Below are 11,703 nucleotides of genomic sequence, written 5' to 3' on the forward strand. Positions count from 1 at the left end.
TCTCATGTCTGAACCACAAAACCAGGGTGCCGAGCAGGCGCTGGATCTCAATAACGAACTCAGAACGCGCCGCGAGAAGCTGGCGTCGTTGCGTGAAACCGGCGTGGCTTTCCCGAATGACTTCCGCCGTGACAGCACTGCCGATCGGCTGCACGCCAGCTACGACGAAAAAGACAACGAAGAGCTGGAAGCGCTGGGTCTGGAAGTGAACGTGGCCGGCCGCATGATGACCCGCCGTATCATGGGCAAAGCGTCGTTCGTTACGCTGCAGGACGTGGGCGGCCGCATTCAGCTGTATGTGGCGCGCGACGATCTGCCGGAAGGCGTTTACAACGAACAGTTCAAAAAGTGGGACCTCGGCGATATCGTCGGCGCGCGCGGCAAGCTGTTCAAAACCAAGACCGGCGAGTTGTCGATCCACTGTACCGAACTGCGTCTGCTGACCAAAGCGCTGCGCCCGTTGCCGGACAAGTTCCACGGCCTGGCGGATCAGGAAACCCGTTACCGTCAGCGCTATCTGGACCTGATCGCTAACGACGAGTCCCGCCACACCTTCCGTGTGCGCTCGCAGATTCTGGCCGGTATCCGCCAGTTCATGGTCGGCCGCGACTTCATGGAAGTGGAAACCCCGATGATGCAGGTGATCCCCGGCGGCGCATCCGCGCGTCCGTTCATCACCCATCACAACGCGCTGGATATCGACATGTACCTGCGTATTGCGCCGGAACTGTATCTGAAGCGTCTGGTGGTGGGCGGTTTTGAACGCGTGTTCGAGATCAACCGTAACTTCCGTAATGAAGGCGTGTCGCCGCGTCACAACCCTGAGTTCACCATGATGGAACTCTACATGGCGTACGCGGACTATAAAGACCTGATCGAACTGACCGAGTCGCTGTTCCGCACGCTGGCGCAGGACGTGCTGGGCACCACCGAAGTGCCGTACGGCGACCAGCTGTTCGACTTCGGCAAGCCGTTCGAGAAGCTGACCATGCGTGAGGCGATCAAGAAATACCGCCCGGAAACCAACCTGGCGGATCTGGACGGCTTCGACGCGGCGAAAGCCATCGCGGAGTCCATCGGCATCAAGGTTGAGAAGAGCTGGGGTCTGGGCCGTATCGTAACCGAGATCTTCGAAGAAGTAGCGGAAGCGCATCTGATTCAGCCGACCTTCATCACCGAATACCCGGCGGAAGTCTCTCCGCTGGCGCGTCGTAACGATCAGAACCCGGAAATCACCGACCGCTTTGAATTCTTCATCGGCGGACGTGAAATCGGCAACGGTTTCTCCGAGCTGAACGACGCTGAAGATCAGGCGCAACGCTTCCAGGATCAGGTTGCTGCGAAAGACGCCGGCGATGACGAAGCCATGTTCTACGACGAAGACTACGTCACCGCGCTGGAGCACGGCCTGCCGCCGACCGCCGGTCTGGGCATCGGTATCGACCGTATGGTCATGCTGTTCACCAACAGCCACACCATTCGCGACGTGATCCTGTTCCCGGCGATGCGTCCGCAGAAATAATTCTGTCTGGCGATGGTCGCACGATGAAAAACCGGTGCCTGCTGGCACCGGTTTTTTTATGGCTGCAACTTGCGCCGGGCGCGCTAGGGCGTAAACCAACTGAATGTCGGCGTGCCGTGACGCAGATCGGCATCGCCGGGTATCGGCTGGCTGGCCATATTGATGGCGATGGGCACCATGCCGTGCATGCCGTTCATGATCGCGGTATACAGCGCTCTCGGATGGCCGCTAAAGGCCTGCTGCAATTGCAACAGCATCAGCGTGTATTGCCGGTTAAATTGCTCGTTGAGCGTCGCCAGCGGCGTGTCCGGCGCGTAATCGCTCGCCACCGGGTTGGTCTTGATAGGGTACACGGCCTGATAGTCGACCGGAAAAGGCTCGCCGCTGGGCGGTTGATGCGGTTCGTCGCCGGGCTGGTAATAGCGGGCGAAATAAATCTCCCTGAACCGGTAGAAATGCGCCAGTTCCACCGGTTGCCCGAAGGTAAGGTGGTCATCGTCGTAGATACTGGTGGATGACCCTTCACCCTGTTCGATAATGGTTGTAATCGCTTCCCGGGCGCTGGACAGATTGGTGATCACGATCGGTTTGCCGCCGCTGGACCAGTAATAATCCTGACTGATCTGCAAGGCGAGGTCGCCGCAAAAAACGGCGCTTTCGCCGTACTTGCCGCACAGTTCTTCCAGTTGATGCAAGATGTTGAGGTAAAAGTCGCCAATCGTCAGGCCGTCGATATCCAGTTCGTCGGCGGCCATCAGCATCAACGACTCCCGTTCCGCCCAATCGGAAGGCAGCTCAATCATCATAAAGATTTCGATCGCCTGCGGGCTGAACGCCTGCAGGTTGACGTCAAACTTCCGGTCTTTGAAGCGCTTTCCTCTGAACTCCATCGCCAGCGGATAGCTCGGCAGCGAGTCCGGACCGAGGTCGACCCGGCCGCCCAGACTGTTGATCAGGTTACCGACCAGCGTCATGTGCAGCATCTCTTCAATCATCACCGCTCTGATCAGATTGGCGGGCACCCGGTTTTTATCCGGGTGCAGGCTGACCAGCGCCATCATGTAAGGCGGAATGGTGCCGAACTCCAGCGTCATGGCGGTTTTCAGCCAGTCAAGCAGCTCGGTCTTTTGGATTTCAAGGCTCATGTTCAACTCCTTACAGGCCACGATGGTGGAGGTGATCCGCCAGACGCAGAGACAGGGCCGTCAGCGTCAGGGTCGGGTTGATGGCGCCGGTTGAAGGGAACACCGCATTCGAACAGACGTAGACATTGTCGGTGCCATGAATGCGCAGGTGCGGATCGACCACACCCTGTTTTTCGTCGTGGCTCATTCGGGTCACGCAGGCCGCGTGGTCGGCGCGCCAGGAAATGCTGGGTTTGCCGGCCAGCGTAGCGCCAATTTGCCCAAACAGTTGATTAACATGGGACTGAATTTCCATCATCCGCTGGTCGAAGGTTGCATCTTTGGTGTAGTCGACAAGGGTTTCCTCCATTCCCAGATGATTGATCTTGTTAAAGTTAAGGATGCGGTTGTCATAGCGTGAAAACACTTCGAGCATACCGTGCAACTGGATTTGCGTCGGACCGGAAACATAGGCATCCATCTTTTCGCGCGTCAGGCCGTTTTGCATCTGCTGCGCCAGATTGAGCAGCGGGCTGCCGGGCGGATTGATCAGCATGAACTTCCCTTTGGCCTGCTCTTCCGGGCTGTCGAAATGGCGGGAGCACAGGGTGGGAAAATTCATCTCCGGCTGCAGCGCCTGCGGGTTGTCCGGCAGGTTGGCGGTGAAGATGAAATAAGGATGGGTAATAAAATTCCGACCGACCAGGTCATGCTGGTTGCCAAGCCCGCCGGGCCAGTTTGTCGAGGTTGAACGTAACAGCAGTTTGGCGGATTCGATAGTGCCTGCCGCAACGATAATACGTTTGGCGTGGATAACTTCCGTCTGGCCGTCCTCTTTATCAACGCATTCCACGCCGGTTGCCGACTGTTTGCCGTCCATCAGGATTTTCTCAACGATGACGTTGGTGCGGATATGGAAGTTTTCGTGGTTTTCCCATGTCTGCATATCGTTGAGAAAGTTGGTGGCGGCGTAGCGGGCGCCGAACGGGCAGTACTTGCAGGTGCCGGTCGTCTGGCACGGCGCATGGCGAGACACGGTATCCGTCATGCCGTGGCGGGCGATCGGGACGTGACTATAGCCGATGCCGAGCGATTCCATCGCCGTCGCCATCGGTTGGTCCTCCAGCGTATAGGGGAAGGCCGGGAACGGATAGCCAGCGCTGCGCGGTACGGTGGGGTCGTGGGAGTCGCCGGAGACGCCGATGTAATGCTCCGCGGCGCAGTAATAGGGCTCCAGTTCGTGGTAATCGAACGGCCAGTCGATCGACTCGCCGGTATTGCTGTGCAGGAAAAAATCTTCCGGTTTGAGACGAAAGGACCAGCCGCCCCAGTGGATGGTCGAGCCGCCGTAGGTTAGCGCCCGTGCGCCGGCCAGCGGGATTTCCGTACCGCCGGCATTCAGGTTTTCTCCCGGATGATCCCGTTCCGGGTAAGGGAGATCGTAATACTTTTCATAAGGCAGCTTGCCGTTGACCAGATAGGTCGTCCAGGTGTTGTAATCCTGCATTTTCACCCTGCCGCCGGCTTCCAGCAGCAGGATGGAGGCATGGGGATCGTGATCCAGCAGACGCTGCGACAGGGCGGCGGCGGCGATGCCGGAACCAATAATCAACGTATCGACACGCATGATGGAGCCCTCAGAATGAACGATAGGGTATTGGAGCGCCGGGAACGTTGGCGCCGCCAAAGTACCCCGGATAGTTCAGCGCGCCGCCGAAGGATTTGAAGCCGCCCAGCGATAACTGTAGGGCAATGAATTCATTGGAGACTTTCTGCCGGGTAATGGTCAACGGCGTCAGGGCCGGGGGCTGATTGGCGCTCGCGTCGGTAAACAGGAAGGTATAAGCGCCTTCCTGACCATGCTCCTGTATCAACTGTGCGATCACCGTTTGGGCGGTGGCGTAGTACTGTTGGTACAGCGGGTTGGTATCAATACGGTTTGCCATGAAGGAGTACAGCAGCGGCTGATAGGTGGGCGAGTCGTCCAGATTGCGCCAGAACTTGCCGATGTGTACAAACAGTTGCCACATGGCGTCCAGCGTGGTTATACCCAGAGGCGCCAGTTGGGCGCTAAGGTAATGTTGTGTGTTGATGTCAGACATAGGTCCTCACAGAAATGCGCAGGAGAAAGAAAAACAGCAAGGTTTGAAGCGTTGCGGGTGAAAACCTTGCCAAAACACAGCGGGACGCGGGCCGAGCGGTAGCGCCCCCGCTGATTCTGTCGTCCGATCCCGGTCTGGCCGGGAAACGGTTAACGGGAATTCAGCCAGTCTTGTGTGCGCTGGCGGATGTAGTCGGCGTACTCGGCCGCGGTGGTCATATCGGGCATCTGATGGTGCATTCCGCCTTGCGCGTCCGATACCGGCAGTTCGCTGACCAGCTCGGCATGGACCTGTTGCAGATGGGACGGCATGCCCAGCGCCGGATTTTTTCCGGTTGAGGTGGGAACGGCCACTCCAGCCAGCGGATCGTCGGTGCGTGGCGTCGTGAGCGTAAGAACTTCCCCCACGCCGGAGGCGGCGGCATCGCGGTTTGTCAGGGGCGACAGCGCCCAGCGTTGTTCCACGGTTTTGAGGATCGAGGTGTGATCCAGCGGCGTAGCCTGATCCGGAACCCGGAATACGGTACCCGCTTCAACCCAGGGGGAAACCAGTACGGTGGGCACGCGCGGCCCGAAACGGGTGAAGTCGAAGCCGTACTCGCCGGTACTGTCGTCCGGCGGCGTCGCATTCCACGGAGGAGGCAGATGGTCGTAGCAGCCGCCGTGTTCATCGTAGGTAATGATCAACAACGTCTTGTTCCAGAGCGGGCTATTGCGCAGGGCATAGTAAACATCGTGAATCAGCTGTTCCCCCTGCGCGACGTCGGCGACCGGGTGCTGGCTGTTGCCATCTTCACCCCAACTGGGCTCCAGAAAAACATACGACGCCAGCGTGCCGTTGCGGGCCGCCTGCTGAAAATTGCTGAACAAGCCGAAGTGACTGTCATCAGCCTGTTGAGTATCGGGAAAATTGTGGCGGGTCAGCGGCGGCTGGTCATAACCGTAGATGGACCATGTGATGGCTGACTGACTGAGCAGGCCAAAAATGGAAGGGCAGGTATAGCTCTTGGTCTTGTCATTCATGTGCCCTTGAGAGGTGGCGGCCGAAACGAACGCCCGGTTGGGCAGCGTCTCGGTGGGCGCGGAGCCATACCAGCGATCGCAGACGGCATAGCCCGTCGCCAGCGCGGATAATACCGGAAGCGCCTGTGGCGTAAAGCAACCCATGATATTGTCGGCCTGGGTGCCAGGCAGGATTTTCCAGCCGCTTTCCTGCGACTGCCAGCCCAGAGTGTAGGCGTAATCGGTGACGAATCCCTGATTGCTGTCGGCGGGTGGGGCGCCTGGCGCATGAATATCGCCAAACAGTTGCGAATTCGTCGCGTAATACCCCTCTCCGGGGTCGGATCCCGGCATGAAATACGCATTGGGCGTATCCGGCGTAATTTTAAATACCTGAACCGGATTGCCGTTACTGTCTGGATTGGTTTCATTTCCGGTTAAACCGGCGAAGGGATGCCCGAGCGGAGAAAGGTTATTCCGGTCGGCGTAAAGAAATCCCAACATATGATCAAAAGAACGGTTTTCCAGCATTAATACAACAATATGCTCAATATTCGATAATCCGGTATTGGCCATGACAACCTCTCAGCGAATGTTGATATATACCCTAAATAATTCGAGTTGCAGGAAAGCCAACGCACCTGCAACTCAAAGTATGACGGGTATAAAAGTTATATATCAATGTATTGGTAGCTTTGCCTGGGTTCTCGGCCTGGTGGGGATGTCATGAAGCCAATTGATACAAGGGCGGGAATAAAGGATTTTATTCGTGTTATGTATCGATAATTTAGTCCGGCTGTTTATTCTGTCAAATTAAAAATAAATGACATGCTGAAGTGTCTATTTTTAATATAAATGTTTTTTTGTCGGGAATAGACAGAGGGTAAAATAATTAATTCGCTTACTTTACCTAAGGGAATTAGCGCAGAATGATCATTACTGGGGATGCCGGCGGCGGAAAAGCGGGCATCGCTTCTTTCTGCGATAGTCGCCGTGTTATCGTCGGTATGTTGTTTCTAACCGGGGATGATGATGATCACGTACCGTAATGACGCGTTCGAGCTGGCGTTGCTGACCAACGGCAAGCGTTTCCCTCGTCACAGCCATGACGAATTCGTCATCAGCGCCAATCTGGGCGGGCTGGAGCAGGTCTGGCTGGACGGCGACACCTTTGTTGCCGACACGTCGATGGTCACGACCTATAATCCCGGCCAGTTGCAGGGCAGCGAACACAGCCACGACCGCTGGCAATGCGCGTCGCTGTACGTACAACCACGGGCGTTCGAAGACTATTTCCAGCAATCGTTCCTGTTTTCACGTCCGGCCAGCGTGTCTCCCCGGCTGGCCCGCCAATTGACCCAACTGGTGACGGCGGTGATGACGCCCGCGCAGCGTGAGGAACAGATAGTGATGTGGTTATCTGAACTGATGACGCAAGCCCGCGGCGCTTCTGTTCCCCATCCCATACGGGAGCCGGCCCGGATCCGCCGGATCAAGGCGCGGCTGGCGAGAGATCTGGCCGAGATTCCAACGCTGTCCGAACTGGCGCGGCAGGAGGGTATTTCCGCCGCCCATCTGGTGCGCGGTTTCACCCATTCGGAAGGTATCTCGCCGCTGGCGTGGCTGATGCAGGTGCGTATGCGCCGTGCGCGAATCTGGCTGCGTCAGGGGATGCCTATCAGTCAGGTGGCGCTGGCGCTGGGGTTCGCCGATCAGGCGCATTTCACCAAGGCGTTCGGCCGTTATAGCGCCATGACGCCGGGGCAGTTTCGCGATATCAAATTTTGACAATACAGACGGTGAATATCGCCGTAAGCTCGTCGCACATTAATCATTAAGTTACCGGAAACAGACATTAATTACCGGAAACGCACCAGAGCGACCGGAAAAACGTTACCGGAAAAAAGAATAACTGAGGGACGCTATGTTACTGGTGATGCTGAGCGGCTTGCTGTTGTCGTTGTCGCTGTGCCTGGATTTGGGGATCGTCAATACCGCCATTATTAATCGCGGCGTCCGGGATGGCGCAGGCGCGGCGTTTTTTATCGGCCTGGGGTCCTGCTTCGGCGACCTGATTTACGCCACGCTGTCGGTGCTGGGGATGGCGGTGATTTTCAACTATACGCCGGTACGCTGGCTGTTGTGGATAGGCGGCGGCGGTGTACTGCTGTGGCTGTCGTTCAGCATGGCGCGCAGCGCCTGGCGCGACTACCGCCAGCAGCGCGGTTTGCCGATCGATACCGTTACCGTGTTTTCGCCGCGCGCGCCGGCGTCGGCTCACCGCGATTTTATCAGCGGAATGGGAATGGCGCTGGCGTCGCCCAGCGCGTTGCTGTGGTTTGCGGCGGTCGGCGGGACGTTGATTGCACAGGCCACCGACGGCTCCGCCAGACAGATAGCGCTGTTTCTGGGGGGATTCTTTATCGGCGGCGTGCTCTGGACGCTGTTCATGGCGCTGTTGATCCAGTACGGGCGCGGCGCGTTGAAAGGCCGACTGTCGTTTTATTGCAGCGCGTTATCCGCCGTGCTGTTCGCCGTGTTCGCCGCACAGGTGATCGTTAACGGATACCAAACGCTGCTGACGCCGGCCAACTGAATCGACTGCTTAAAACGCGCGCAGTCAGCCGGTGTTTTGTCTTGCCCGCCAGACAGATGACGCTATAATGCCAGTCACTTTCGACGCGGGCGTAGTTCAATGGTAGAACGAGAGCTTCCCAAGCTCTATACGAGGGTTCGATTCCCTTCGCCCGCTCCAAAATCAACGCTCCTGAACTGCACTAAATTCAATTTTTCCTTGTTAAATAATCAATTATAGAATTTTTTCGTCACTCATACTCAACGTTGATGTAGGGGAATGGGGATATAAACTTACCCTCAATGAAGTTAACTGCTCGTCAGGTTTGCTCTCTTCCCTTGGTTCAATTCGGTACTCCTTGAATCTATCACGTGTGTATACGGTCATTTTTTTCCTTGCAATAAAATGCCCTGGAGCCGTGGTGGTTTGGAGTAGTCTGCCATTCCTGGCAGACTGTTACAGTTAACGAGACGTAGCCTGTAGCATTGATTTATAGGTAATAAAGCGAGTTATCAAAGAAGCGCGCCTGCGCCCTTATTCAAGTTTGTGGCTGGGCTGCAACACGCTCAGCCCAGTCCGATTGGATGCGTCAAAAAATTGTTTCTGTAGTACTTTCGTTATGCAGCGGCAGAAACTGGAACAGCCGTCTCCATTTGATCAACCATCTCGCTGATTTGTTCTTGCCCGTATGTCAGAACTGGTCGTTGCTTAACCACACTCACCACCAGCGGCTTGAGCAACATATTTGCTGTTGCGCGGCCCTGTTCCTTAGCGGCGAAGATGATCTCCAGCGTTTTTTGGTTGAGCACGCTTGCCAGATTCGCGTTAAGGTTTTCCAGCTCATGCTCTGTAAGCAGAAAACTTGCCGCAAGCCATGCCACCTGCTCCTGAATTAGCTCCAGCACCTTAACCCGATCATCTTCAATCAGCGCGCCGGCAATTTTTCTGGAAATAGCCGCTGCAATCATGCCGCCCAGTAAACCACCTGCTGCACGTCCAGCTAAAGCGCCAAACGGCCCTAATGGGCTAAGCATCACACCGCCGGCAATAGAGCCAATGGCACCCCCAGCGACGCCGGAAGAGGTTACAGCCAGATTTTTTATGAACTGGGCTCCTGAAATACGACCACGTACCATCTTGATCATATCCGGGCCAGTGGTAACGGCTACCAGCGCGAAAGAGGTCACCAGCGTGCCACGCATCATTTTATTTAGAGAATTTAGATTATTGGCTCCGACTCCCCGCTGAAGCGCATTACGTACCGTCGGGCTGGCAGCAGCGAAATCGATATTTTTAAGCAGCCCCTGAACGGCACTAATACGGTGTAATTGCTGGACCGTTACATAAACCGTCAGCGTGCGGGTAAAGGTTTTCCCGGCTTGTATCGCGGCAGTTTGTAACGCAGCCTTACGATCGCCGGTATTGAGATAGAAAATGGAAGCCGTCAGACCGAAACTAATCCCGCCTGCGGCAAGACTGACAATGGATCCTTCCGCAAGATCGTAGGTAATGGATTCGAACGTACCAAATTTAGTGATATTTTGCGCCTGCGCGTAGGTGAGGTGCCCCCGACGTATCAGTTTTGTCGCTTCGGCTGGATCGTTAACGCCAGGCACTTTGCCATCGCGAATTTTGTTCTCCATGGTCTCAAGCGCTTTTGCGTACTGGTCTTTTGGCACCTCGAGCTGCATCGGCGCGCCGTTACTGTCGTAGTAACGATAATGTCCATTTTGCCCATCAAAACCGGCACCTACGCTGCGCGCGGCGGTTGAGCAATATTTTGTTTGGATCTCAGTACCGTTAACCAGCCTGTCTGCGCCATTTTTTGCATTGTCGTCACCGAGGATTTGAGCGTCTTTCAGTTGTACTCTATCGACAAGATGGTTGCCCCGTTCAGCAGCAAAACCATGTCCTTGTCCGCCCACGGCGAACATTTTTTCGTTGGTATTCCAGGCTTCTGGCAGCGTCATGAGAATCAGGCCATTCGTCGCCGCGCTGGAAATAAATTCAGCCTGCGGTCTTTCATGGATTTCCTGGCAAAGTTTTTCGGTTTCACGGCATATATCAGAGCAATACCATTCATGATTTCCGCTACCGGAACCGCTCACGCTTTTAATCTCACTCAAACCGCATGACGCGCAGGTACAAAGCTCATCAATAAAGCGGAATGATACAAATTTGCGCCCGTCTGAAAACGAATAATAACTCCCACCGTCAAGATAACGATTCAGAAGGTCATCATTTGCAGCGGCAGGTAAATTCAGTCGATTGCTGAAGAGCGTTTTTACTTCATCCGGCGAATGCGTTAGCTTGCTGTTCAACTGCCCGTTGAATTCCGCCATTTTTCCTTCATACCAGGCATCATTCAACAACCAGTTATCACCCGCCAATTCTTGCTCTCGTGTCTCGCCCTGCAGAATATGTTGCGAGACTAGCTTTAGAAAAACGCTTTCGGTTAATTCTGCGGAGAGGTTGCTTGCTTTCTTTAGCTCCGCCAGCCAGCTCCGGCTATTGATCGCTTTTTGTTCCTTCAATCCTTCTTTAACGGCCATCGTTAGCTTCTTCAGTTCCTGAAGCTGGTTTGCTGCATAGAACTGCGTCAGTAAGGCTGCAATCCAGTAAAGCAGCCCTGCCCACCACATTAGTGAAGGCGAAATAGCGTATTCCCATGCGATAAACGGTGTAACCGCCGAGCAGGCCATAAGAAAATAAGATGTGTAAAAACAGCAATAGTATTCTTTGAGTTTTCCGGCAATATCGACGGGAGCGAGCCCATTCTTCAGGATAGCTTTGGTTTGCAGGGGTTCCGCCAGTAGGCCGCCGGCAAGCGCCGCAGTCAAAATAAACTTCATTGAATCAAAGGTATGTGCTTCATAGGCAATGTGTTCGCCGTCCAGTCCCCACATAAAGCTAATTATCATGCCAACAATGACGAGTGGAACACCCAGCAGCCAGCGCAGGCGAAGCGCAAAGGTTACTCGTTCCACAATATAGCCCGCTAATAACGGCGGGCCTGCCACGATAAGTACGCCGAGGCCAAATACCACGCCCAGAATATTGAGCGATGCCCGAAACAACGCTTTAAGGACAACAAACCCTATAACCAGAAGAATTAATGCACCAATTATCTGTAGCATTATTATTTTTATCCTTTCTTTAACTGTTTCATCCCGGCATCACGCCATCATAAAAGCGTCCAGATCATCCGCGTTTTTAATGCTCTTGTCTCTTCTCGAGACGCCATGGGCTTGTGCAAGCGTAATGCTCGCCTCCAGCAACTGGCTATTATTTTCCACATTTGGACCGCCCCTACAACAGTAGGCATATCCTGTCCTCACGACTGAGATGACAAAATTGTCATCTGGGCAGCGCATTTCTG

At 55.1% G+C, this 11,703-nt stretch carries 8 protein-coding genes and 1 tRNA gene; 4 read left to right on the top strand and 5 right to left on the bottom strand.

The genetic code is table 11. The annotated features are described in order from the left end of the window. The first annotated feature begins 4 nt into the window (after positions 1-4). Entirely contained in the window at positions 5-1,522 is a 1,518-nt protein-coding gene (gene lysS, locus DXXMK7_RS03335; RefSeq protein ID WP_038917850.1) for a lysine--tRNA ligase, read from the top strand. 83 nt (positions 1,523-1,605) lie between these two features. Here the strand turns inward: lysS and DXXMK7_RS03340 are convergent, their stop codons facing one another. From DXXMK7_RS03340 to DXXMK7_RS03355, 4 genes are all read right to left on the bottom strand, one after another. After that, complete coding sequence (locus tag DXXMK7_RS03340; RefSeq protein ID WP_038917851.1) at positions 1,606-2,667, bottom strand: ferritin-like protein; 1,062 nt, start codon at positions 2,665-2,667, stop codon at positions 1,606-1,608. A 10-nt stretch (positions 2,668-2,677) separates the two neighbouring features. Then, positions 2,678-4,273 (bottom strand): GMC oxidoreductase, encoded by a 1,596-nt coding sequence (locus DXXMK7_RS03345; protein ID WP_038917852.1) that lies wholly within the window; start codon positions 4,271-4,273, stop codon positions 2,678-2,680. Positions 4,274-4,283: 10 nt separating this feature from the next. After that, complete coding sequence (locus DXXMK7_RS03350; protein WP_038917853.1) at positions 4,284-4,748, bottom strand: hypothetical protein; 465 nt, start codon at positions 4,746-4,748, stop codon at positions 4,284-4,286. Between the two features lie 149 nt (positions 4,749-4,897). Next, entirely contained in the window at positions 4,898-6,325 is a 1,428-nt protein-coding gene (locus tag DXXMK7_RS03355; RefSeq protein ID WP_038917854.1) for an alkaline phosphatase family protein, read from the bottom strand. 456 nt (positions 6,326-6,781) lie between these two features. Between DXXMK7_RS03355 and DXXMK7_RS03360 the strand changes: the two genes are divergently transcribed. The 3 genes from DXXMK7_RS03360 to DXXMK7_RS03370 all read left to right on the top strand — a co-directional run bounded on the left by DXXMK7_RS03360 (position 6,782) and on the right by DXXMK7_RS03370 (position 8,504). Further along, positions 6,782-7,537, top strand: coding sequence for an AraC family transcriptional regulator (locus tag DXXMK7_RS03360; protein WP_038917855.1), 756 nt, complete (start codon positions 6,782-6,784; stop codon positions 7,535-7,537). 136 nt (positions 7,538-7,673) lie between these two features. Beyond that, positions 7,674-8,345: a LysE family translocator gene (locus DXXMK7_RS03365; protein ID WP_038917856.1), complete on the top strand. Its 672-nt coding sequence runs from the start codon at positions 7,674-7,676 to the stop codon at positions 8,343-8,345. Between the two features lie 85 nt (positions 8,346-8,430). Then, positions 8,431-8,504 (top strand) — tRNA-Gly (locus DXXMK7_RS03370). A 437-nt stretch (positions 8,505-8,941) separates the two neighbouring features. Here DXXMK7_RS03370 and DXXMK7_RS03375 read toward each other — a convergent pair. After that, positions 8,942-11,461: a hypothetical protein gene (locus tag DXXMK7_RS03375; RefSeq protein ID WP_038917857.1), complete on the bottom strand. Its 2,520-nt coding sequence runs from the start codon at positions 11,459-11,461 to the stop codon at positions 8,942-8,944. Positions 11,462-11,703 lie beyond the last annotated feature (242 nt).

Origin of the sequence: Dickeya sp. MK7 (assembly GCF_000406305.1) — a bacterium.
Lineage (GTDB): Bacteria > Pseudomonadota > Gammaproteobacteria > Enterobacterales > Enterobacteriaceae > Dickeya > Dickeya fangzhongdai.

Excerpts from the sequence above, each read along its gene's own strand:
- DXXMK7_RS03340 (WP_038917851.1), bottom strand. The coding sequence starts at position 2,667 with ATGAGCCTTGAAATCCAAAAGACCGAGCTGCTTGACTGGCTGAAAACC.
- DXXMK7_RS03355 (WP_038917854.1), bottom strand. The coding sequence starts at position 6,325 with ATGGCCAATACCGGATTATCGAATATTGAGCATATTGTTGTATTAATG.
- DXXMK7_RS03350 (WP_038917853.1), bottom strand. The coding sequence starts at position 4,748 with ATGTCTGACATCAACACACAACATTACCTTAGCGCCCAACTGGCGCCT.
- DXXMK7_RS03375 (WP_038917857.1), bottom strand. The coding sequence starts at position 11,461 with ATGCTACAGATAATTGGTGCATTAATTCTTCTGGTTATAGGGTTTGTT.
- DXXMK7_RS03345 (WP_038917852.1), bottom strand. The coding sequence starts at position 4,273 with ATGCGTGTCGATACGTTGATTATTGGTTCCGGCATCGCCGCCGCCGCC.
- DXXMK7_RS03365 (WP_038917856.1), top strand. The coding sequence starts at position 7,674 with ATGTTACTGGTGATGCTGAGCGGCTTGCTGTTGTCGTTGTCGCTGTGC.
- lysS (WP_038917850.1), top strand. The coding sequence starts at position 5 with ATGTCTGAACCACAAAACCAGGGTGCCGAGCAGGCGCTGGATCTCAAT.
- DXXMK7_RS03360 (WP_038917855.1), top strand. The coding sequence starts at position 6,782 with ATGATCACGTACCGTAATGACGCGTTCGAGCTGGCGTTGCTGACCAAC.